Here is a 23248-nt window from a genome sequence, read left to right as displayed (position 1 = left end):
GGCGCCGATCGTCAGGCGAGCGCGGCGGTCCACTTCGCGGGCGTGAGGCCGTAGGCCCGCTTGAACATGCGCGACATGTGGGCCTGGTCGGCGAACCCGGCGAGCTGGGCCGCCTCGGCCAGGGGCGCGCCGTCGCGCAGCAGCCGCCGGGCCAGGTCGAGTTGCCGCATCGTGCGGAAGCGTGTCGGGCTGGTGCCGAACGCCTCACGGAACTGCCGCGCGACCGTCCACCGGTCGAGGCCCGAGACCTGCTCGAAGTCCGCGAGCGTGTGCCGCGTCGTCGGGTCGTCGGCGATCAGGTCGCGCACCCGGGTCAGCGCCTCCAGCGCCAGCGGAGCCCGCCTGCCCGGCCTCGCGGAGGAGTGACGTACGAGCGTGCGGACCACCCGGAGCGTGAGCGTCAGCCGTTCGGCCTCGTCCAGCGGGTCGTCGATGTCGCGCAGCCACGCGGCGAGCGCGGGATCGGCGTCGCGCCGCGCGATCACGGGGTCGGCGACGAACGGCAGCGGCGCCCCGCCCAGCGCCTCCTGGACCAGGGCGGGGTCGAGGTAGATGATCCGGTAGCCGAACCCCTCGTCGGTGCCCGCCACGCCGTCGTGCGGCTCGTCGGGGTGCAGGACGTGCCAATCCCCCGGCAGGCAGTGCCGCTGCTCACCGCGATAGCGGAACGTCTGCACGCCCCGCAGCGTCATCCCGATCGCGTACGTGTCGTGGCGGTGCGTGGAGAATCCCTCGCCGTCGAGACACGCCTCAAGCCGCTCGATGCCCGCGGCGCCGGAGCCGAACCGCAGCCGGTGGCCGGGCCGGGTCCCGCCGTCCGGCAGATGCCGGCGCAGGTCCGCACCGCTGTCCGGTGACTCGTGCCGCACGCGCCGAGACTACCGGCGTCCGCGGCCGTCGTACGGACCGGGGACGTGTGATCGCTCGGTCGCGGCGGTTTTGACCCCGGCTCGCCCCACCGATCACGATGGGGGCGTGAACGAAACCCCTGTCGAGGTGCCCGCGCCGCGTCCCGGCCGGGAGCCGGTGCCGAGCATCCGCGACGTCGCGGCGGCGGCCGGCGTGTCCCGCCAGACGGTGTCCCGGGTGCTCAACGCCTCGCCCAAGGTGAGCGCCGAGACGCGGCGGACCGTCATGGAGGTCATCGAACGGCTGCGGTATCGGCCCAACCGGGTGGCCCGGGCGCTGGGGTCGGGGCGGGCGCGGGGCGTGACGGTGGTCACCTCCGACACCATGCTGTACGGCTACGCCTCGACGCTGCAGGGCATCGAGGAGGCGGCCCGGGTCGAGGGCCTGGCCGTCGGGGTGCGAGTGGTCGAGTCCGACCGGGAGAGCGACGTCCGCAACGCCGCCGACTACGTCAGCGATCCGAGCGCCGGGGGTGTGATCGTGATCGCGTTCGACGCGGCCGGCATCGCCGTGCTGCGCGCGCTCCCCGAGTCGCTGCCCGCCGCGGCGGCGATCGAGCCCGGCGTGCCCGTGGTCGGCCGCCCGGCGATCTGCCTCGACGAGCAGCAGGCGTCGGCCGAGGCGACGCGCCACCTGCTGGCTCTCGGGCACCGGACCGTCCACCACGTGGCCATCCCGTCGGAGTCGGAGCACAACGGACGTCTCGCGGGCTGGCGTCGTGCGCTGGACGAGGCCGGGGCGGCCGTCCCCCCGGTGGTCCCGGCCGGCTGGGACGTGCGGTCGGCGTACGAGGCGGGGCGGGCGCTGGCCGCCGACCCCGGCGTTACCGCGATCCTGTGCGGCAACGACGACATCGCGCTGGCGGTGCGCCGCGCCCTGTTCGAGGCGGGCAAGGACGTGCCGGGTGACGTGAGCATCGTGGGCTTCGACGGGGTGCCCGGCTCGGCGTACTGGACGCCGGCGCTCACGACGGTGGAGATGGACTTCGCCGGGCTGGGCCGCGCCACGGTGGCGGCGGTGCTGGCCGAGCTCGCCGGGGAGCCGCAGCCTGCCGTGTCGCTGACGCCGCCGCGGCTGGTGGTGCGCGAGTCGACGGCGCCCCCGCGCGGGTAAGCCGGGTTCACGGGGCGGTGCCCCACGGCCGCGCCCTCGCGTCGCCCGCCGCTGCGCCCTCGCGCAGCCCGCCGCCGAGGTGGCGCTGACGATCGGCCCGGGCGCGTCGCCGGATGTTGTTAACAACACCGTAACGGGCCCTTCCCCTTACTGATGTGACCGGTCACACTCGCATTCGTGCGGATGTGACCGGTCACACGCATACAGGGGAAGGGCTCGCCCGCCGCCGTTCTCCCCGCGAGGGGCCGTCGCCCGCACGCCGCAATGACCTCCGGAGAACCCGGCGCGATCGTCAGGAGACGCAGGTGAACGCACGGCACACCGAGACCAGCCTGGTGTGGGGGCACTCGGCACTGCGGGTGGTGATCGCCATATCACCCGACGGTGTGGTGAGCATCCGCGAGCTGGGCGCGGGCGACCCGGGGCCGAGGCCGCCCGCCCAGCCGCTCGTGGAGGTGCTGCTGGCTGGACAGGGCCGCGCACGGGCCTCCCACCGCTTCTCCGACACCGCCGTGGGCCGCCGCTTCACCTACGTCGGGGCCGAGCAGGCCCGCGACGGGCGGTGGCACGAGCTGCGGATCACCCTCCGCGACGAGCACACCGGTCTGGAGGCGCACGCGCACCTGCGCTCGGCCGAGGGCGTGCCGGCCGTACGGTCCTGGACGACGATCACCAACCGGGGCGTCCGGGAGGCGGTGGTGCTGGGCGTGACCTCGTTCGCCGCCGGGTTCCCGGCCGGCTCGGCCGACGGGCTGCAGGTCGTACGCGCCGACAGCGAGTGGCTCGGCGAGAGCCGCTGGCGCGTACGCCCGCTACGTGAGGAGATGGCCGACCTCAACCTGCCGCTGCACGGCCAGGACGGCCGGGGCCGCCTGGCCGTCACCAGCACGGGCGCCTGGTCGACCGGGCAGCACCTGCCCACGGCGGGCCTGCTCGACCCGCACTCGGGCCGGGCCTGGCTGTGGCAGATCGAGCACAACGGCCCGTGGCGGTGGGAGATCGGCGAGCGCAGGGACGGCGTCTACGTCGCGTTGCTCGGCCCCACCGACATCGACCACCAGTGGCACACCGTCCTCGCCCCCGGCGAGTCGTTCACCACGGTCCCGGCGTCGGTCACCGTCTCCTCCGGCGGGCCGCACGGTGCCTATGACGGCCTGCAGGGTGCCTATGACGAACTACAGGGTGTCTATGACGGACTGCATGGCGCGGCCGCCGCGCTGACCGCCCACCGCCGCGCGCTGCTGCGCCCTCATCCGGACCGGACCCGCCTGCCCGTGGTGTTCAACGACTACATGAACACCCTCATGGGCGACCCGACGACCGCGAAGCTGCTCCCGCTGATCGACGCCGCCGCCGAGGCGGGCGCCGAGGTGTTCTGCATCGACGCCGGCTGGTACGACGACGACGGCGACTGGTGGGACAGCGTGGGCGAGTGGCAGCCGTCCCAGACGCGGTTCCCCCGGGGCATCGAGGAGGTCCTCGGCCGCATCCGCGAGCGTGGCATGATCCCGGGGCTCTGGCTGGAGCCCGAGGTGATCGGCGTGCGCAGCCCGATGGCCGACAAGCTGCCCGCCGAGGCGTTCCTGCAGCGCGGCGGCACGAGGATCGTCGAGCACGGCCGCTATCACCTCGACCTGCGGCATCCGGCCGCCGTCGCCCACCTCGACGAGGTCGTCGACCGGCTCGTGGAGCAGCTCGGCGTGGGCTACTTCAAGCTCGACTACAACATCGACCCCGGCGCGGGCACCGACGTGCACGCCGTCAGCCCGGGCGCGGGGCTGCTCGCCTGCAACCGGGCCCATCTGGCGTGGCTGGAGGCGGTCCTCGACCGTCATCCCGGCCTGATCCTGGAGAACTGCGCCTCCGGCGCGATGCGCATGGACTACGCCCTGCTGTCGCGGATGCAGCTCCAGTCGACCAGCGACCAGCAGGACCCCCTGCGGTATCCGCCGATCGCGGTGGCCGCTCCCCTGTCCGTGCTGCCGGAGCAGTCCGCGAGCTGGGCCTACCCCCAGCCGGACATGGACGACGAGCGGGTCGCCTACAGCCTGTGCACCGGCATGCTGGGCCGTCTCTACCTGTCCGGCCACCTGCCCACCATGACCGCCGCGCAGCGCGAGTCGGTCAGGGCGGCCGTCACCGCCTACCGGGGCATCCGCGCCGGCCTGGCCGAGGCCGCACCCGTCTGGCCGCTGGGTCTCCCGGGCTGGGCCGACCCCTGGCTCAGCCTCGGGCTCGTCACCCCCGGTCACACGTACGCCGGGGTCTGGTGCCGTACGGACGAGCCGGCGGCGGCCTCGCTGTCCCTCCCGCACCTCGCCGGACGCCGGGTGGACGTCGAGGTCGTCTATCCCCGCCATCTGCCCGCCTGGGACGTGGAGTGGGACCAGGAGCGGGGCCGGCTCACCCTCACCAAGCCGGTTTCCGGCCCTTCCGCCCGAATATTGCGTATTTCACCCGTCTCATCATCCTCGCCCGTTTCATCCCCCCTGCTCTGAAATCCCGGGCCTGCGGTCCGGGCGCCCCCGGAAGAGAGATCGACCCATGAAGAAATGGCAGACCCTGGCGGTCGTCGCCGCCCTCGCCGCGGGGGCCGCGGCCTGCAGCGACCCCTCCGTGGACCCCTCTGCGGACCCCTCTGCGGACTCCGCCGCGCAGGCCGGCGGCACCGCGGGCGGTTCGGCCGCAGTCACCTGGCCCGAGCCGACGGCCAGGCTGGACGGCGTCACCCTGACGATCTGGGCCGCGCAGAACAGCAACACCGTGCCCAAGCAGGTCGTCGACGCGTTCGGCAAGGCCACCGGCGCGAAGGTCGACATCGTCACCATCCCCGACCCGTACGAGCAGGGCGTGCAGACCAAGGTCGCCACCGGGGACAAGCCCGACCTGGCGTTCTGGCAGCCGACCGCGTCCATGCTCACGGCCGTCAACGCCAGGGCCAACCTGCAGCCGCTGGACCAGGCCCCCTGGCTGTCGAAGCTCGCGCCGCAGCTCAAGGACATCACCGGGATCCTGGACGGCACGCGGTACGCCGCCCTCATCACCAGCCCGGCCGTCGAAGGCGTCTACTACAACAAGGAGGTCTTCGCGGCCAACGGGATCACCGAGACCCCGAAGAACTTCGACGAGATGATCGAGCTCGGCCGCACGCTCAAGGCCAAGGGCGTCACCCCCTTCTACGAGATGGCCGGCGACCGGTGGGCCACGCAGTGGTGGGTCCAGGTGCAGCTCGCCGACGCCGCCAGGGACGGGCTCTGGGACAAGATCAACAAGGGTGAGGAGACGTTCTCCAGCCCGGTCGTGCTCGACGCGATCAAGAAGTACAAGTCGCTGATCGACGAGGGGCTGTTCAACAAGGACATCAAGACCGCCACGTTCGAAGACCAGGGCAAGGCCCTGCTCGACGGCAAGGCGGCCATGGTCGTGCAGGTCAACTCGTTCTTCGGCCAGCTCCAGGCGACCGCCGACACCGCCACGCTCGACAAGAGGATCGGCTTCTTCCCGATCTCCCCCAGCGGCAACGTCGGCACCTTCATCCCCGACCAGTCCAACGCCCTCGTGGCGTTCAAGACCGGTGACGCCAAACGCGAGGCCGCCGCGCGCCAGCTCCTTTCGTACTGGATGGGCCCCGGCTACAAGGACTTCGTCGCCGACCGCAACACCGTGTCCCTGGAGACCGACGTGCCGAGCCCGGCCTCGGTGCCCAAGGCGCTGCAACAGGTGCACGACTCCCTCGGCGAGGCCGTCGGCTCCATGCAGGCGCTCGCCGTGGCCAACCCGGACCTGTACATCAACCTCGCCGACATGATCACCGGCACCATGACGCCCGAGCAGGTGGCCTCCGCCACCCAGGAGCAGTTCGCCCAGCTCGCCAAGGCCGCCGGCGCGGCCGGTTTCTGACCCACGAGAACACCCGCCCGAGGACACCCGTAAAGGACACCCGCCCGATCCACACCCGCCCGACGACCCGCGCCCACCGCCAGGTTCATCGCCAGGTTCATTGACAGGTTCAACGACAGGTCTATCGACAGGGCGCGGAGACCGCGGCTCGCCCGCCTCTCCGCGCCCGGCACCTGAGGACATGCCATGCTGACTGCCACGGACACCCCCGTCCCGGACCGGCCGCTCGCGCCGCCGCCCGCCCCGCGCGGTCCCGCCGGCCGCACCCGCCGCAGGCCGGACCGGACCCACCCGATGTGGTTCATGGCCCCGGCGCTCGCGATCCTGCTGGTGTTCTTCTTCCTGCCGACCGCGTTCAACTTCGTCTACGCGTTCACCGACTGGTCGGGCTTCAAGAGCGCCATCCGACCGGTCGGGTTCGACAACTTCGCCGACCTCGCCTCCAGCGGCACGCTGTTCTCCGCGCTGCGCATCACCGTCGCCTACGCCGTGCTCGTGGCGGTCTTCCAGAATCTCTTCGGGCTGGGCCTGGCTCTCCTGCTCGAACGGGACACCTGGGTCAACCGCACGCTGCGGGTCTTCTTCCTCATCCCGGTGCTGATGTCGGCCCTGGCCGTCGGCTACGTCTTCCAGGCGCTGCTCAAGCCCGAGGGCAGCCTCAACCAGCTCCTGTCGCAGCTCGTCCGGCACGACGTGGACTACGCCTGGCTCGGCGACACCCGATGGACCATCGTCGTGGTCGCCGTCGTCCACGCGTGGAAGTGGATGGGCCTGTCGATGCTCATCTATCTGGCCGGGCTCAAGACGATCCCGGAGGAGATCATGGAGGCGTCCCGCATCGACGGCGCCTCGCGCTGGCACGCGTTCCGGCGGCTGCGCTTCCCGCTGCTCGCCCCCGCGATCACGTTCAACGTCGCCACCGCCCTGCTCGGCTCCATGAACGGCTTCGACATCGTGCAGGCCACCACCGGCGGCGGCCCGGCACGGACGACCGAGATCCTCAACATCTTCATCTACCGGACCTTCGGGCAGGGCCTGTTCGCCCAGGCCACGACCATGAGCCTGGTGCTGTTCCTGCTCGTGTCGCTCATGGCCTTCCCCGTCATCCGCATCCTGCGCAAGCGCGAGGAGATCCTGTGACGCCGCACTCCCCCGCCCGCCGCAGCCCTGCCCGCCAGAATCCTGCCCGCCAGAGCCCTGCCCGCCGCAGCCCCGCCGCCTCCGGGCGTGTCTCGTTCGCGACCCGCCTGCAGCCGTTCGCCGCCACGGCGCTCGCACTGGTCACCATCGGCATCCCGTTGTGGCTCGTCGTGGCGACCGCGGGCAAGTCGCGGGGCGAGGCCCTCATCCCGAACCTCACCCCGCCCGCCCACTGGCACCTGCTGGAGAACCTGGGCGAGGTGTGGCGCGAGGGCGAGGTGCCCGCGGCGTTCTTCGGCAGCCTCCTCGTCGTGGTGCCCGCCGTGATCGGCGTCCTGCTCTTCGGGTCGATGGCGTCCTGGATCCTCGCCCGGCGCGCCACCCGGCTCAACGCCGTCCTGTACGCGCTGGCCATCAGCGGCATCATCCTGCCCCCTGCGGTGGTCACGGTCGTGCTGCTGCTGCGCCAGCTCGGCCTCGCCGGCAGCGCCGTCGGGATGATCGGCGTCTACATGGGCATCTACATGTCCACCGTGATCTTCTTCGTCACCGGTTTCGTCCGCACCATCCCCGTCTCGCTGGAGGAGGCCGCCCAGATCGACGGGGCGGGGCCGGTGCGCGTTTTCTTCCACGTCGTGCTGCCGCTGCTGCGGCCGGTGCTGGCCACCGCCACGATCCTCGTCTGCCTCTACGTCTGGAACGACGTCTTCTACGCCTTCTTCGTGGTGGGCGGCCGCCTCGACACCCTGCCGCTCAACCTCTTCCGCGTCGCCGGCGCGGGGCTGTATCTCAACAACTGGCACCTCATCTTCGCCTACGTAATCCTCATGAGCCTGCCGCTCGTCGTGGTCTTCGCCGTCGCCCAACGCAAGATCATTTCCGGCATCACCAGCGGCGCCGTGAAGTGAGCGCCATCACGTGAGCGCCTCCGGCCGGCCACGGCCGGCGCTGTTTTCGCCTCCCGGCGGTGCCCGCCGAGCCCGCCGTACCACCCCCGCCGTATCACCCCCTCCGGGGCGCCCGCGCGTCCCGGTGACAGGAGAGGACACCCATGCACCGACAAAGGTCATTCCGGCGTGCCCGCGTGACGGCCGTGACCACGGCCCTCGCCGCCGCGGCCCTGAGCACCGGGCCCGTCGCCGGACCGGCGGGCGCGGACACCGCCGCCGAAACCGCCCCCGGAACCGCCGCCGAAACCGCCCCCGGAACCGCCGCCGGAACCGCCGCCGGAACCGCCGCTGGAACCGTCACCGACACCGCCGCCGCCGCCGACGTCGTCGCGGTGGACTTCGCACAGCGCACCGGGCCGGTTCACGGCGGCGCGACCGGCATGCTGTACGGCCTGTCCGACCCCGGAGTCCCGGGAGACCCCCTGATCGCCGGTGCCCGGCCGCGTACGGTCGCCCAGAAGGCCCCGGACGGCGACCAGCATCCCAACGGCGACGCGCTCAAGATCGCGGACGGCTTCTTCGCCGCGGGCGGGGAGGAGATCGTCGTCTACATGCAGGACGTCTACAGCAAGTGGCCCTATGAGAACCTCGGCATCGACGACTACCTCGCCAAGGCCGACGCGATGGTGCGCAAGGTCGTCGCGGAGCGCCCGCGGGACAAGGACAGGTTCGTGTGGGTGCCGTTCAACGAGCCCGACGGCATCTGGTATCAGAACTGGTCCACGATGAAGCAGAAGTTCTTCGCCGACTGGAAGGCGGTCGTCGAGCGCATCCGCTCCATCGACCCCGGCGCCCGCATCGTCGGCCCCAACGAGGCCCGCTACAACCCCGGCCGCCTGCGCGACTTCCTCACCTGGGCCAGGGACACCGCATGCGGCGGCAGGAGCTGCCTGCCGGACATCATGGCCTGGCACGAGCTGTCGCACGGCAGCCTCGCCGCCTACCGGGGCCACTACGCGGACTACCGGCAGATGGAGCGCGACCTCGGCATCGGCCCGCTGCCGATCAACATCGACGAGTACGGCAACCGGCGTGACATGTCCGTGCCCGGCCAGATGATCCAGTGGATCGCCATGTTCGAGGACACCAAGGTGGACGCCGACATGGCGTTCTGGACCTACGCCGGCAACCTGTCCGACCACGCCGTGCGCACCCGCCAGGCCAACGGCGCGTGGTGGCTGCTCAAGTGGTACGCGGACCTGACCGGGCAGACGGTGAAGGTGACCCCGCCGCGGCCGGACGTCCCCGACACGGTGCAGGCCCTCGCGGCCGTCGACCCCTCCGTACGGCGGGGCACCGTGCTGGTCGGCGGCGGCGCCGCGCCGGTCCGGCTCGACGTCTCCGGGCTCGACCCGGCGGTCTTCGGCAGGCAGGTCGACGTCGTCGTGTCCAGGACGACGTGGACCGGATATGAGGGAGACGCGACGCAGCCGCCGGTCGTCGCGGCCACCCGGACCACCCTGCACGACGGCACACTGCGGGTGGACCTGCCGGGCGGCGACGTGATGGCCGCCTACCGGGTCACGATCGTCCCGTCGAGTGGCGGGGCGCCCGCGGCCGACGCGCCGTGGAGCGTCTCGGTGGAGGCCGAGTCGGCCACGCTCACCTCGGCCCAGGCGTACGACCAGGACACCACGGCCGACCCGCAGCTCTACGCGACCTCCGGCAAGCGGGACGTCGGCTCCATGAACACGGCCCGCTCCGCCGTCACGTTCCCGATGACCGTGCCGCGCGACGGCCGCTACCGGCTGGGGATCTTCCAAGGCGCGAACAAGGCCCCCGGCAGGCACGCGCTGTTCGTGGACGGGAAGCTCGACCGGATCGTGCAGTATTCGGCCGACCTCGGCTGGACCTACCGCGGCCGCACCGACGTGGAGGTCGAGCTGACCGCGGGCACGCACGAGTTGTCCCTGCGCACCAGCACCGACGGCACGACCCCGCTGCCGGGCAGCGACGTCACGCTCGACAGATTCGACCTCACCGAGATCACCGGCCCCGAGCGGGCGGCGTACCCGGCCGACGAGGCCCGGCTGTCCGGCGGCGCGGGCGTCGTCCGCGAGGGCAGGGGGCCCGCCGTCACGCTCGGCGGCGCCGCCCGGGCCACGTTCTTCGCCGCCGTGAGCGAGGACGGCTACTACGACCTGACCTTCTCCTACAAGGCGGCCCGGGCGGGCGATCTCGACGTCCGCGTCGACGGGCGGCGGATCGCGGGTGTGCGGGCGACCCGCCCGGGCGAGGCGGCCTCCCGGGCCCGCGTCTATCTCCCGGCCGGCGTCTCGGTGGTAGAGGTGGGCGGCCCGGCCGGCCTGCGGCTGCGCGGCCTGACCACGGTCAGGGCCGAGGAGGCGGACGCCGCGGCCCACCGGATCGAGGCCGAGCAGGCACAGCTCGCCGGAACGGCCCGCGTGGTCACCGTCCCGGCCACGAGCGGCTCGAACGCCTCCGGAGGCGCTTATGTGGGCGACCTCGGCAACGGCGCGGGCAACACGCTCACCCTCACCAGGCCCGCCGGGTTCGGCCCCGGCGAGTACGTCCTCGTGGCCCACTACGCCAACGCCGACAGGAACACCGGTCACCCGTACAACACCGACGTGATCAGCCGGTTCCTCGACATCACCGAGACGGGCGGGGCGACGACGCGCGGCGTGTTCCGGCACGACTACGCGTGGGACAACTTCTGGTCCCAGGCGACGCCGCTCACCTTGACGACCCCCTCCGGGGCACTCGTCCTCGGCAACGCGACGGCGTACGCGCCCAACCTCGACCGGCTCGAGCTCGCGCGGCTCGTGCTGGAGGTCGACAACAGGGCCACGTGACCGGCCCGGCCCGCCGTACCCCCGTGCGGTGGGCCTTCCTCCCCTCGCGCCCACACGAACGGAACGACCGGGGTGTCTCCGGGGCCGTCTTGGCCGGGCGCGGGGTGAGCGGCTAGGTTCGCGCCCATGCCCTCCGCCGATCACGTCTCCCCCGGCGTCCGCGTCTACGCCGTCTGCTCGGAGGTCCCGCCCGACGTCGTCGGCGGGCTGGGCCGCTACGCCGAGCGGATCATGGACGCCCTGCGGGATGCGGCGGCGCCGGTCGTGGTCTTCGGCGCCATGGCCCGCCGTGGCCCGGCGCCCCGGACGGAACGCCGGGGCGACGTCACGCTGCACCGCCTCCCCACCCCCGGTTACGGCCGGCGCGAGGGCTCGGGCGTACGCCGGCTCGCCAGGATCGCGGGACTGCTCGCGTTCAACGTGCGGGCGGCCGCCCGGATCATGGCGGCCGAGGCGGGACGGACCGGGGCGGTCGTCGCCGTGCACGACTGGATGGGCTGCGTGGCCGGGATCCTGTGCCGTGTGCTGGGGCGGCTGCCGGTGGTGTTCCATGTGCACACCCGCGAAATGAACGCCTGCGATCCCGGGCGCCGGTCGGCGTACGCCGTCCTCCTCGACCTTCTGGAGACGGCCCAGGCGAGGACGGCGCGCCTGATCGTCGTGCCGAGCGTCCGCATGCGCGACGGCCTCGCCGCCCGCGGCTGGCCCGCGGACCGGATGGTCGTCGTGCCGCACGGCTTCGAGGATCCCGATTTGCTGCGGCTGGCCGGGCTGCCCGGCGGCGACCGCGACCGGATACGCGCGGAGGTGCGGCGGCGCTACCTGCCCGGCGGGCGGGGCCGGCTCGTGGTGTTCGCGGGGCGGCCGTCGCCGCACAAGGGGGTCGGCACGCTGATCCGGGCGGTGCCGCGGGTCGTCGCCGAGCACGGCGACGCGCGGTTCGTGCTGATCGGCGCCGCGGCCCCGCAGACCGGCGACGCCGAGACGGTGGCCCGGCTGATCGAGCGGACGCACACCCGCGGGCACGTGGTCGCCGGCAACCGCTTCCTCGCCCCCGCCGAGGTGTTCGCGCACTTCCTGGCCGCCGACGTCTGCGTCTTCCCGTCTGTGTACGAGCCGTTCGGCCTGGTCGCGGTCGAGGCGATGGCCCTGGCCCGCCCGGTGGTCGTCGGGCCGGGCTACTCGCCGGAGGTCATCGGCGACGGCGCCGTCCGCTGCGCCGCCGACGATCCCGGCGAGCTGGCCGCGGCCCTGCTGCGCCTCCTCGGCGACGCCGGGGAGGCGGACCGGCTCACCCTGCGGGGAGCCGCGTACGTGCGGGAGCGCTACAGCTGGGCGCGCACCGCCCGGCGCACCCTGGAGGCGTACGCCGTCGCCGCGCGCCGCCGCGGGGACGTGACGACGGCCGGGCCGCCCGGCGGTGGTCAGCCGATGCGGAGAGGAAGCGTGCGCGGTCCCCGCACCTGACCGGGGGCCCAGGTCACCGCCGAGGGGTCGGCGAGGCCGAACACGGGGAGCCGCTCCAGCCAGACCTCCAGCGCGACCCGGAGCTCCATGCGGGCCAGATGGGAACCGACGCAGCGGTGGATGCCGAGGCCGAACGCCACGTGCCGGTTGATCTCGCGATCGATGATCACCTCGTCGGCCCGGTCGAACTGCGCGGGATCACGGTTGGCGGCCGGGAACGACAGCAGGATCCAGTCGTCGGCCTTCATGTCGACGCCGCGCCAGTGCATGTCCTCCTTGACCAGCCGCGCCATCGTGACCGGCGCGTACGCCCGGAGGAACTCCTCCATCGCGGTCGGCAGCAGGGCCGGCTCGGCGACCAGGCGCTCGCGGTCGGCCGGGGTCTTGGCCAGGTGCCACAGCGAGGCGCCGATCGCGCTCCACGTCGTGTCGATCCCGGCGATGAGCAGCAGGGCCATCGTGCCGGACACGTGCGAGGGTTCGAGCTTGCGGCCGTACAGCTCCGCGTCGATCAGATAGGTGGTGAGGTCGTCGCGCGGATTGGCGACGTGGTCGCGGATCTGCTCCAGCAGGTAGTCGAACAGCTCCGCCATGTTCGCCATCCGCTGCTCCGGCGGCAGGTTGACGCCTTCGAGCGCGTGCTCGACGAACTCCCGGAATTTGGGCCCGTCCTCGGGCGGGAAGCCCAGCATGTCGGAGATGACCCGCATCGGGATGTGCTGCGCGTAGTCACGGGCGGCGTCGACGATCTCCGCGCCCTCGAACCCGTCGATCAGCGAGTGGCAGAACGCCCGCGCGGCCTCCTCCCGCTTCGCCACCTCCTTCTTGGTGAACGCCGGGAGCAGCAGCTTGCGCGCGTCGTGGTGGAACGGCGGGTCGGAGGAGATCGGCGGCACGGCCCCCACCGGCGCGATCTCGAGGGGCGGCCGGTAGTTGCTCATGACGACCGCCCGGGAGGAGAAGCGCTCGGTGTCGTACGCGATCGCCGCGACGTCCTCGTATCGCGTCGGCAGCCACCCGCCGCCGAACCTCTCCGTACGCGCGATCGGGCAGCGCGCCCGCAGATCGTCCTGGATGGGGTACGGATCGGCGGCCCACTCGGGCTCCATGTGGGAGAAGTCGGTCGTCCAGTCGGAGACCGGGCCGGTGATGATCTCGCTGCGCACACCGAGGGGCTGCTCCTCCCCCTCCCGGAAGTCGCGGACGAAGCGATCGTCGACGGTCATCTCAGGCCTCCTCGGCGAGGACGATCGCCTTCTCCGGGCAGTTGGAGGCCGCGACCCGCGCAGCGCGCTCGCCACCCGGCGGCACGAGGCCGTCGCCGGCGACCTGGCCGTAACCCTCGTCGTCCTCGGTGAACAGGTCGGGCGACAGGTCGTAGCAGCGGCCGTGTCCCTGGCAGCGCGCGGGATCGATCTGCACTTTCACTGGTGTTCCCCTTGTTTCGGTGGCGTCCGCGGAGTCGGGTCGGTCGGGGCGATGGCGGCGACGAGGCGGGTCAGCAGGGCGGTCCACTCCTCGTCACCGACGGCGTGCAAGTCCGGGGTGAGCAGCGCGCTGCCCATCGCGAGCAGGAGGCACAGGTGGGCGACGGCGCCGGGTGAGAGCGCCGGATCGATCTGGCCGTCGTCCTGGGCGGCGCGCACGAGCCCGGCGAGCCAGCCGGCCCGCTCGCCGACGTAGTCGTGCATCGGGCGGGCGACGTCCTCGTCGCGGCGGGCCGCGACCAGCGCCTCGGCGATCAGGGAGCCGCGGGCGTCGGGACGGCACGGGAGCCGGCGGCCCACGGCGACGAACAGCTCCGCGACCGGCAGGCCGGGGTCGGCGGCCAGCATGTCGGCCAGCAGCCGCGGCCCGTGGGCGCGCAGCGCGGCCACGATCAGCTCGGCCTTCGAGCCGAAGTGCGCGTACAGGGCGCCGTTGCTCACACCGGCCGCCGCGGCGATGTCCGCCACGCGCGTGCCGTCGTACCCGCGCCGGGCGAACACGTCGACGGCGGCGAGCAGCAGCCGCTCCCGCGTCTCGGCGGCGGTGACACCAGCGATCCGGCCCACCAAAGAATTAAATGGTCGTTCATTTGATTGCGTCAAGACCACGCCCGCCGGCATGTAGGTAATCGCCGGGCAAAAAAGGAAGGTCAATGGGCCAGAGCACCGGATAAAAGTCGCAAAATAGCAGAGTGTTGAACAAATGGGACGCACATCGCGACTGGCTCGTCGACGTGGCACTGGCCGCGGCCGTCATCGCGTTCACCATCCCCACCACGCTCACCGGCTACAGCTTCTCCCTCTGGGGCGGTGCGCCGGACGCTCTCGAGATCGTGGCAGGGGTGCTCACCGCGGCGGCCATGATGGTGCGGCGCCGGACCCCCTGGCCCGCGATCATCACCTCGGTGGTGTGCGCCTGCGTCACCGGGCAGGTCGTGCCGATGATCCTCGCCGTCTTCTCGATGACGGCCGAGCACCGCGTGCGCCGGTGGCAGTACATCGCCCTGGCCCTGACGGTCTTCTACTTCGCCGTCGACTACCGCAGCCCGCACAGCGACCACTCGGTCTACCTGAACCTCGTCCGCGCGGTGACCCTCATCTATCTGCCCGCGGTCGTCGGCACCTGGGTCAACGCCTACCGCCGGCTCATCCGGGAGCTGCGTCTCGGCGTACGCGAGCGCGAGGAGATCGCCGCCTCCGAGGAGCGCCGCAAGATCGCCAGAGAGATGCACGACACCGTCACCCACGCGGTCACCGCCATGGTGCTCAACGCGGGCATGGCACGCGACGCCACCGAGCCGGACGAGATCCGGTCGCTGACGGCGACCATCGAGGACAAGGGCGTGCAGGCGCTCGGCGAACTGCGGCAGCTGCTCACCGTGCTCCGGCGCGACGAGGGGGACCTCGCCGAGGGCACCGACGCCATCGCCCGGCTCGTCGGCGAGGCGAAGGCGAGCGGGCTCAAGGTCGATCTCCGCCTCCACGCTCCCCCGGGGGCGTTGCCACGGCAGGTCTCGCACGCGTGCTACCGCCTGGTGCAGGAGGGGCTGAACAACGTGCGCAAGCACGCGCCGGACTCCATCGTCAAGGTCACCTGCCAGGTCACCGGCGACGAGGTGGACGTCTCCGTGGTCGACACCCCGGACCACGCCAACCCCGGCGCGAAGGCGGTCAAGCCGGCGCCCTCCCTCGGCGGCGGCTACGGCCTGGCCGGCATAAGGGAACGCGTCTTCCTCGCGCAGGGCCGGTTCTCCTCCGGCCCGACCCCCGAAGGCGGGTTCGCCCTCGCCGCCCGGCTTCCCCTCCGGGTCTCCCACGATTGAAGCGGTTTTTCCCTCATCCAGTGGGGTAGGTGCCTGTCGTACCCACGGGTACGGCGGGCACCTGAGCCCGAAAACGCAGCGGCCCGGAGCGCAGTGGCCGGTCCGCACGGGCCCGGCTCGCATCGACGCCGGGCCGCCGTCGCGGAAGCGGGGCGGCACGCCGCTTCGCACGCGCCAAACGATCTCGTTTGAGGGTAGCCATGAAAGCCGTGGTCTACGAAGGCCCCCGGCGGGTCAGCGTCACCACCGTGCCGGACGCCCGGATCGAACGGCACACCGACGCGCTTGTCCGCGTCACCACCTCCAACATCTGCGGCTCCGACCTGCACATGTACGAGGGCAGGACCACCTTCGAACCCGGCCGGGTCCTCGGGCACGAGAACCTCGGCGAGGTCGTGGAGATCGGAGACGCCGTCGACCGCGTCAAGGTCGGCGACATGGTGTGCCTGCCGTTCAACATCTCCTGCGGCTTCTGCGCCAACTGCGAGCAGGGCCTGACGGCCTTCTGCCTGACCACCAACCCCGCACCGGGCCTGGCCGGCGCGGCGTACGGCTACGCCGACATGGGTCCGTACAACGGCGGCCAGGCCGAGCTGCTGCGCGTGCCGTACGGGGACTACAACTGCCTCGTCCTGCCCGAGGACGCGTGGGAGAAGCAGACCGACTACGTCATGCTGGCCGACGTGTGGCCCACCGGCTGGCACGCCACGGTGCTCGCCTGCGTGCATCCGGGCGACACCGTCGTGGTCTACGGCGCGGGCCCGGTCGGGCTGATGGCCGCCTACTCCGCCCTGCTCAGGAACGCGAGCTGCGTGATGGTCATCGACCACCATCCGGACCGGCTGGCCAAGGCCGAGGAGATCGGCGCGATCGCGATCGACGACTCCCGGTCCAGCCCCGTCGACCAGGTCCTCGAGCTCACCCAGGGAATGGGCGCCGACCGCGGCTGCGAGTGCGTGGGCTTCCAGGCGCACGATCCGGAGGGCGGCGAGCACCCCAACATGACCCTGAACAACCTGGTCAAGTCGGTCAAGTTCACCGGGTGCATCGCCGTCGTCGGTCTGTACGTCCCCCGCGACCCCCGCGGTGGGAACAACCTCTACAAGCGAGGCGAGGTGTCCATCGACTACGGCACCTTCTGGACCAAGGGCCAGACGATGAGCACCGGCCAGTGCAACGTCAAGAACTACAACCGCCAGTTGTGCTCCCTCATCCACGAGGCCGGCGCCCGGCCGTCCTGGATCGTCTCCCAGGAGCTGGGCCTCGACGACGCCCCCGAGGCGTACGCGCACTTCGACGCGCGGGAGAAGGGCTGGACCAAGGTGGTGCTGCACCCGAACGGGTTTCCCTGACCGCGCGGCGGTCGCCCACCTGGCGTCGCGCCCCGATCACGATCCGCCGGACCCCGTGATCAGGCGAAGCGGACGGACCCTACTCTTGGGGAGGAAAGCCGCGCCAGGGAGGCGTTCGGCGCGACCAGGAAGGGACGGGCGTGCTCACCGTCTGCGTTGCCCCGGCGGACCCGCCGCTGATCGTCGAATCCGTCCGTGCCGCCGGAGGCGAGGTCGTCGGCGATCCCCACCGGGCGGAGGCGCTGGTCTGGACCGACCCGCGGCCGGAGGGCGTGCGGGATTACCTGACGCCGAGCGTGCGCTGGGTCCAGCTCCCCTCCGCGGGTGTCGAACGGTGGACGCGGGAGGGGCTCGTCGACTCCACCCGCGTCTGGTGCTCGGCCGCGGGAGCGTACGCCCCGCAGGTCGCCGAGCACGCCCTCGCCCTGCTGCTCGCCGGGGTGCATCGGCTGGCCGCCGCCGCCCGCAGCCGTACGTGGCACCGCGACCAGCCCGGCACGCTGCGCGGGAGCACGGTGGCCGTCGTCGGCGCGGGCGGGATCGGCAGAGCCGTCATCCCCCCGCTGCGCGCCCTGGGCGCCGGCGTCATCGCGGTCAACCGCTCGGGTGAGCCCGTCGAGGGCGCGGACGAGACCGTGCCGTTCGAAAAGCTGGCCACCGTCTGGACCCGCGCCGATCACGCCATCCTGGCCGCGCCCGCCACCCCGGAGACCTACCGGATGGTCGGGCGTGACCAGCTGCGGGCCCTGGGCCCGCACGCGTGGCTGGTCAACGTGGCCCGGGGCGAACTGGTCGACACCGACGCCCTGCTCGCCGCGCTGCGCGCCGGGGAGATCGGCGGCGCCGCCCTCGACGTCACCGACCCCGAGCCGCTGCCGGACGGGCACGGCCTGTGGGCCGAGCCGAACGTGCTGGTCACTTCGCACAGCGCCAACCCGCAGGACCGCCTCACCGAGAGCCTCGCCGAACGGGTGCGCGAGAACGTCGCCCGCTACCTGCGCGGAGAGCCGCTCCTGGGCCGCATCGATCCCGTACGGGGCTACTGACACGACACTGCCGACGCGGGCCCGCTGACCCGGCAGCCCGCACGGTTCGCACGCTCTACGCGGGCGGAGCGAGCGCGGTTTGCGAGCGGCCGGGGCAGTTTTACGCGCGGCCTGGCGCGCGCGGCTCGCACGGCACGGCAGGCGTGGTTTACGCGGACCGGGCGGGCGCAGCTCTCGCGGCGCGGGAGGCGCGGGAGGCGCGCGGCAGGGGCAGACGCGGTTCGCGCGGATTGTGCGGGTGCGGCGAAGATCGCCGGATGGTCTCCCCCAGCCCGTCGCGAGGGCGATTCGCGCTCTTCGCGCTCGCCGCCGCCATCGTCTGCGTCTGCTTCCCGCTGGCCGAACCGGCTCTGTGGAACGCCGACGGGAGCCTCAGGTCGAAGCTCCTCATCATGTTCGACCAGGCCGTGGAGCCGGTCGCGATCTTCGTGCTGGCGCTGCCGCTGGGAGCGCTGGTCGACCGGGCACGGCCCCGGTCCGTGCTTGTGCTGTCGGCGCTGCTGGGAGCGGTGGCCTTCGTGTCCGTCGATGAGCGCGCCCGCGTACGTCCCGCCCGTCCTCGGGGCGCTGGCGGCGCTGCTGCTGCACCGCAGGCTCGGGGCCTTCCGTCTGGCCTGGTGGGCCCTGATCGTGACCGGACCGTTCACCCTGTTGCTCGCCCTGTCCGGCACCGGGCCCGGGTGGGTCTGGTACGTCCTCGGGGCGGCCGTCCCGGCGACCGGAAGGCTGGTCGCCTCCGTCGCCCTGCTCAGTCATCGGCAGGCAGTCACGCCCCACCGGCTGCTCGGACGGACGGGCGCCGTGCTGGTCGTCCTCACCAGCGTGGCCGACGGCGTGGCGGGCCTCTTGGAGAGGCCCGCGGAGGGGCTGGCCGAGCTGGGCGGCGTCGCACCTGCGGCCCTCGCCACCCTCGCCGCGCTCGCCGCCGCCGTCCCGCTGCTGCGGGCCCGGCGATCCGCCGATCACGTTGCCACACGGCCGCCTATCCCGGAGCGTGCCGGCTGACGGACCGTGGTGGCAGGACGAGCCCGGCGGCCACCTGGGCTCCCGTCACTCCTGCGCCGGCGGCGAGGCGACCAGGCGCGGCGCCGGCCGTGTGGTGGAACGACCGACGACGATGATCACAGGAGTCCCCTCTTCACGAGATTCCCCATGAGATCGCGGACTCCGAAGTTCCATGGCTCGCACTCCTCGGCGTGCCGCACGCGGTTCACCAGGGTGCCGAGCGCGCCGGAGCTGATCCTGACGATGTCGCCGACCTTGTGCGTGAACCCCTCGCCGGGGCGGTCGCGGTCCTGGATCGGCGCGAACATGGTGCCGAGCATGAGGACCGCGCCGTCGGGATAGTGATGATGCGGGCCGATCATCTGCCGCACCAACGCCTCCGGATCACGTGACATCCGCGCCATCTCCGAGACGGTCTCAAGGCGGAAGCCGTCCACGCCCTCGATGTCCAGGCCCACCACGAGGCCGCGTACCCGTTCCAGGTCGAACCGCTCGTCGAAGAGCCGGATCAGCGGCCCCAGCGCGCACGAGGCGTTGTTGTCCTTCGCCCTTGGCAGCAGCAGCGCGGATCGGCCCTCGACATCACGGAGGTTCACGTCGTTGCCGAGGGTCGCCCCCACGATCCGGCCGCTCGACTGGACGATGAGCGCCACTTCGGGCTCAGGGTTGTTCCAGGTCGAGGCGGCGAGTACGCCGACGGGGACCGCGGTTCCCATGGCCGAGAGGATCTGACCCTTGGTGAAGATCTCGGCATCCGGTCCGATCCCGACCTCCAGGTACTGACTCCAGATGCCCTCGGCGACGAGGAGATCCTTCAGCCGGGTCGCCTCCTCCGAGCCCGGTGACAGGCCGTGCAGGTCGGCTCCGAGGCCGGCGAGGATCCGCTGGCGAATGTCCGCCGCGAGCAGCAGGTCGCCGCGGGCCCGTTCTTCGATGATGCGCTCGATCATCGAGACGGCGAAGGTCACCCCGGCGGCCTTGAGCGCCTGGAGGTCGACCGGTGCGAGCAGCCAGGGCCGGGTGCGGTCCCGGTCCGCGGCTCCGGTGTTGGCGAGCACGTCACCGAAGCTGCCGACCCGCCGGCCGTCGAGCCTGGACACCACCGCGGCAGGGTCCGGCAGTTCACAGACGTCGCGGATCGTCGGGAACTCGGCACTGATGTCGAAGACGTCGCCGTCGCGGACGACGATGGGTGACGGCCCTTCGACGCCGGGATCCCAGATCCGGCCGATCAGGATGCTCTCCTCGGCGTCGTCCGGCAGCGCGTCGGCGGCCGTGCCGAACCAGTCGGCCTCGGCGGGGTACGCCTCGGACGATGCCCGGCTCATACGTCATCTCCCAGGTTGAAGAAGGACCGCTCGTCCGAGGGCCGGATGTCGAAGACGGCGTCCCGGAACATCCGCAGGGGGTGGGGTGTGAAGGGGTGCCGCGCGATCGCCTCGAGATCGAGTTCGATGCCGAGTCCGATCCCTGTCGGGATGATGACGTCGCCCTCCTTCGTGAGCACGAGTCGTTCGTTGGTGATCTCCGGGCGCCATGGCACGTCGGTCGCCATGATTTCCAGGTATCGGAAGTTGGGCAGGGTCGCCCCGAGTTGCAGTGTCGCCGCGGTGCTCAGCGGCCCGCTGGGATTGTGCGGGGCGAACCCGACGTAGCTGGTCGCGGCGAGCGTCGAGATGAAGGCCAGTTCGGCGATGCCGCCGGCGTGCGTCACGTCCGGCTGGACGAAGTCGACCGCCTGGCGGGCGATCGCCGGCGCGAAACCCTGCCGGCCGAACCATCGCTCTCCGGCGGCGATGGGCACCGGAGACGCCCGGCGGATGTCCACGAGGGCGTCGAGGTTGTCCGGCGGGCACGGCTCCTCGAACCACACCGGGTCGAACTGCGCGATCTCACGTGCGACCTTGATGGCGTGGCGGACGTCGAACCGGCCATGGCCCTCGATGAACAGCTCGACGTCGCGCCCGACGGCAGAGCGGACAGCGTCGATCTGCGCGAGCACGCGGTCCAGCTGCCGGGATGTGATCGTCAGGTCGAAATTCTCGAAGGGATCCCACTTGAGACCGCGGAAGCCGCTGTCGACGGTCCTCCTCGCGGCGGCCGCGTAATCCTCCGGCGTGACGGCTCCCGAGAACCAGCCGTTGGCATAGGCGCGAACGCGATCCCGGGTGGCGCCGCCGAGAAGCCGGGAGACCGGGACACCGAGCTCCCGTGCCGAGATGTCCCACAGTGCCATTTCGAGCGAGCTCAGCGCGGTCATGATGACCGGGCCGCCTCGCCAGTACCAGTCTCTGGCCAGCTCGTACAGGATGCCGGAGATACGGGTGGGATCGAGCCCCACCACGGCTTCGGCGACTTCGGCGATGGCCCCCTGGACGGCGCGCTCCTTGCCCTCCAGGGTCGCTTCGCCGAGTCCGACGATCCCCTCGTCGGTGGTGACGCGGACGATCACGAGATTGGTGCGGTAGAAGTCGACGACGAGGGTGTCGACCGAGATGATCTTCATGCTCCCGTTTACCCCTTCACGGCGCCGGCGGTCATGCCGGCCACCACATGCCTCTGCGCGAACAGGTAGAAGACGACGGCGGGCAGCGTGAACATGAAGGCGACCGCCATCACCGTCTGGATCGGCGTGCCCAGCTCGCCGATGAAGTTCGCGATCCCCACCGAGGCAGGCTGCTTCCCGGGCGTGAAGATGAATGTCACGGCGAACACGTACTCGTTCCAGGCGTGGAAGAACGCGATGACCGCGGTGGCCGCGATGGACGGCGCGATCAGCGGCACGTTGATGCGCGTCAGCACCGTGAGCGGCCGTGCTCCGTCGACACGCGCGGACTCCTCCAGCGCGCGCGGTATGCCGTCGATCGCACCCTTGAGAATGAGGGCGACGATCGGCAGGACGAAGGCGGAGTTGACCAGGATGAGGCCGCCCAGGGAGTCGAGCAGGCCGAACCGCCGGAAGAGCGAGAACAGCGGCACGACCATGAGCGCCTCGGGAAGCATCTGCGTGAACAGCAGAAGCACGGTCACGACGGCCTTGCCCCAGAACGAGAACCGCGAGAGCGCGTAGCCGAGCGGAATGCCGAGCCCGATCGAGAGGACCGTCGTGCCGACGGCGATCACCAGGCTGTTACGCAGCCAGCCCAGCGCCTTGCCTTCGGCCAGCGCGTCGATGAAGACCCCGAAATGGGAGAAGTCGGGGACGAGCCGAGCCTTCGCGGCGAACAGATCCGAGTTGCTCGACAGCGCCGTGACGATCATCCAGTACAGGGGGAAGACGGCGACGCCGAGCACGACGAGAACGCCGAGGATGCGCAGGGTCAGACCGATGCGAAGCGGCCTCATCAGCGGGCCTCCCTTTCGGCGGCGCGGGCGACGAACCGGCTGCCGGCGACGACGATGAGCGACACGACCACGCCGACCATGCCGATCGCCGCCGCGGAACCGAGCTGCTTGGAGTCGAAGGCCTGTGAGTAGAGGTCGATGACGAGCGTCTCGGTCGCGCCGACCGGTCCCCCCTTGGTCATCAGCCAGATGAGCTCGAACCGCCGCAGCGACCAGATGGTCATGAGGATGGCGAGCAGTCCGATGGTGGGCTTGATGACCTGCCAGGTGACGGCGCGGAAGGTCCACCACCGCCCCGCGCCGTCCACCGTCGCGGCCTCGGTCAGGTCCGAGGGCACGGACTGCAGCGCGGACAGCAGCACCACCGAGGTGAACGGGAACAGCTGCCAGATGGTCGTGGCGAGGATCGCCGGGAGGGCGTACGTCGGGCTGTCGAGGATGGCGCCGCCCGGGACGCCGAGGCCGACCGCGTCCAGGAAGCGGTTCACGATCCCGTAGTCCGGGTTGAGCATCCACGTCGCGATGAGCGCGACCGCGATGCCGGGCGCCGCCCACGGAATGGTGACCAGCGCGCGCGCCCACCCCCTGCCGCGGAATCCTTTGTTGAGAAGCAGGGCGACGGCGAGCCCGGATCCCACCGCGCCGACAACACACACGATCACGTAGATGAAGGTGGTGAGAAGGGTGCGGCGGAAGTCCTTGTCACCGAAGATGTGGGAGAAATTGTCCAACCCCACCCAGGTGCTGTGCGTGGGATTCAGCAGCGACGTCCGCGTGAAGCTCAGGAAGATCTCCTGAACCAGCGGAACCACCTGGAAGACGAGGATGAAGACGGCGGCGGGCGCCAGGAAGAGGTAGGGGGTCCATTTGCTCCCCCGTGGGCTGCCTCGACGCC

General features: G+C 71.7%; 19 protein-coding genes. 11 read left to right on the top strand and 8 right to left on the bottom strand.

Annotation, left to right across the window (positions count from 1 at the left end; all coding sequences use genetic code 11):
• Positions 1-11 precede the first annotated feature (11 nt).
• Positions 12-869: an AraC family transcriptional regulator gene (locus OHB01_RS27840; RefSeq protein WP_328854179.1), complete on the bottom strand. Its 858-nt coding sequence runs from the start codon at positions 867-869 to the stop codon at positions 12-14.
• 106 nt (positions 870-975) lie between these two features.
• Here OHB01_RS27840 and OHB01_RS27835 point away from each other — a divergent pair, with 106 nt between their 5' ends.
• The 7 genes from OHB01_RS27835 to OHB01_RS27805 all read left to right on the top strand — a co-directional run bounded on the left by OHB01_RS27835 (position 976) and on the right by OHB01_RS27805 (position 12295).
• Entirely contained in the window at positions 976-2022 is a 1047-nt protein-coding gene (locus tag OHB01_RS27835) for a LacI family DNA-binding transcriptional regulator (protein WP_205830447.1), read from the top strand.
• A 305-nt stretch (positions 2023-2327) separates the two neighbouring features.
• Positions 2328-4520, top strand: coding sequence for an alpha-galactosidase (locus OHB01_RS27830; RefSeq protein WP_328710176.1), 2193 nt, complete (start codon positions 2328-2330; stop codon positions 4518-4520).
• 46 nt (positions 4521-4566) lie between these two features.
• Complete coding sequence (locus tag OHB01_RS27825; RefSeq protein ID WP_147944227.1) at positions 4567-5922, top strand: ABC transporter substrate-binding protein; 1356 nt, start codon at positions 4567-4569, stop codon at positions 5920-5922.
• A gap of 186 nt (positions 5923-6108) precedes the next feature.
• The gene (locus OHB01_RS27820) at positions 6109-7062 is read left to right on the top strand and encodes a carbohydrate ABC transporter permease (RefSeq protein WP_187280723.1); all 954 of its coding nucleotides are present in this window, start codon (positions 6109-6111) and stop codon (positions 7060-7062) included.
• Positions 7059-7970 (top strand): carbohydrate ABC transporter permease, encoded by a 912-nt coding sequence (locus OHB01_RS27815; protein ID WP_328710177.1) that lies wholly within the window; start codon positions 7059-7061, stop codon positions 7968-7970. The genes OHB01_RS27820 and OHB01_RS27815 overlap by 4 nt, the downstream gene beginning before the upstream one ends.
• A gap of 176 nt (positions 7971-8146) precedes the next feature.
• Entirely contained in the window at positions 8147-10828 is a 2682-nt protein-coding gene (locus OHB01_RS27810) for a hypothetical protein (RefSeq protein WP_328854178.1), read from the top strand.
• Positions 10829-10954: 126 nt separating this feature from the next.
• The gene (locus OHB01_RS27805) at positions 10955-12295 is read left to right on the top strand and encodes a glycosyltransferase family 4 protein (RefSeq protein WP_328854177.1); all 1341 of its coding nucleotides are present in this window, start codon (positions 10955-10957) and stop codon (positions 12293-12295) included.
• Here the strand turns inward: OHB01_RS27805 and OHB01_RS27800 are convergent.
• The 3 genes from OHB01_RS27800 to OHB01_RS27790 are packed head-to-tail and all read right to left on the bottom strand — an operon-like array spanning position 12253 to position 14349.
• Positions 12253-13521, bottom strand: a complete 1269-nt coding sequence (locus OHB01_RS27800; protein ID WP_142648758.1) for a cytochrome P450 — start codon at positions 13519-13521, stop codon at positions 12253-12255. The two genes, OHB01_RS27805 and OHB01_RS27800, sit on opposite strands and share 43 nt — an antisense overlap.
• 1 nt (position 13522) lies before the next feature.
• Positions 13523-13723: a ferredoxin gene (locus OHB01_RS27795; RefSeq protein ID WP_142648759.1), complete on the bottom strand. Its 201-nt coding sequence runs from the start codon at positions 13721-13723 to the stop codon at positions 13523-13525.
• Positions 13720-14349 carry a helix-turn-helix domain-containing protein gene (locus OHB01_RS27790; protein ID WP_328854176.1) on the bottom strand — a complete coding sequence of 210 codons (630 nt, stop codon included), beginning with the start codon at positions 14347-14349 and terminating at the stop codon, positions 13720-13722. The genes OHB01_RS27795 and OHB01_RS27790 overlap by 4 nt, the downstream gene beginning before the upstream one ends.
• Positions 14350-14474: 125 nt before the next feature.
• On the opposite strand from OHB01_RS27790, the gene OHB01_RS27785 reads away from it, so the two are divergent.
• From OHB01_RS27785 to OHB01_RS27770, 4 genes are all read left to right on the top strand, one after another.
• Positions 14475-15605, top strand: a complete 1131-nt coding sequence (locus tag OHB01_RS27785; RefSeq protein ID WP_328854175.1) for a sensor histidine kinase — start codon at positions 14475-14477, stop codon at positions 15603-15605.
• 200 nt (positions 15606-15805) lie between these two features.
• Positions 15806-16957: a glutathione-independent formaldehyde dehydrogenase gene (locus OHB01_RS27780; RefSeq protein ID WP_328854174.1), complete on the top strand. Its 1152-nt coding sequence runs from the start codon at positions 15806-15808 to the stop codon at positions 16955-16957.
• A 140-nt stretch (positions 16958-17097) separates the two neighbouring features.
• Positions 17098-18003 (top strand): D-isomer specific 2-hydroxyacid dehydrogenase family protein, encoded by a 906-nt coding sequence (locus OHB01_RS27775; RefSeq protein WP_328854173.1) that lies wholly within the window; start codon positions 17098-17100, stop codon positions 18001-18003.
• Positions 18004-18531: 528 nt separating this feature from the next.
• Complete coding sequence (locus OHB01_RS27770; RefSeq protein WP_328854172.1) at positions 18532-19008, top strand: hypothetical protein; 477 nt, start codon at positions 18532-18534, stop codon at positions 19006-19008.
• Between the two features lie 116 nt (positions 19009-19124).
• Here OHB01_RS27770 and OHB01_RS27765 read toward each other — a convergent pair whose 3' ends face one another.
• Genes OHB01_RS27765 through OHB01_RS27750 form a run of 4 tightly spaced genes read right to left on the bottom strand, consistent with a single transcriptional unit; the run spans position 19125 to position 23165 of the window.
• Positions 19125-20336 (bottom strand): fumarylacetoacetate hydrolase family protein, encoded by a 1212-nt coding sequence (locus OHB01_RS27765; protein ID WP_142648765.1) that lies wholly within the window; start codon positions 20334-20336, stop codon positions 19125-19127.
• Positions 20333-21514, bottom strand: coding sequence for a mandelate racemase/muconate lactonizing enzyme family protein (locus OHB01_RS27760; protein WP_142648766.1), 1182 nt, complete (start codon positions 21512-21514; stop codon positions 20333-20335). Before OHB01_RS27760 ends, OHB01_RS27765 begins: the two co-directional genes overlap by 4 nt.
• Positions 21515-21522: 8 nt before the next feature.
• On the bottom strand, positions 21523-22353 hold the full coding sequence (locus OHB01_RS27755; RefSeq protein ID WP_142648767.1) for a carbohydrate ABC transporter permease: 831 nt from the start codon (positions 22351-22353) through the stop codon (positions 21523-21525).
• Positions 22353-23165: a carbohydrate ABC transporter permease gene (locus tag OHB01_RS27750; RefSeq protein ID WP_222709616.1), complete on the bottom strand. Its 813-nt coding sequence runs from the start codon at positions 23163-23165 to the stop codon at positions 22353-22355. The genes OHB01_RS27755 and OHB01_RS27750 overlap by 1 nt, the downstream gene beginning before the upstream one ends.
• Between the last annotated feature and the right edge of the window lie 83 nt (positions 23166-23248).

Origin of the sequence: Microbispora hainanensis (assembly GCF_036186745.1) — a bacterium.
GTDB lineage: Bacteria > Actinomycetota > Actinomycetes > Streptosporangiales > Streptosporangiaceae > Microbispora.
Note: the sequence above shows the minus strand (reverse complement) of the source record. Positions and strands in the feature narration are given on the sequence as shown.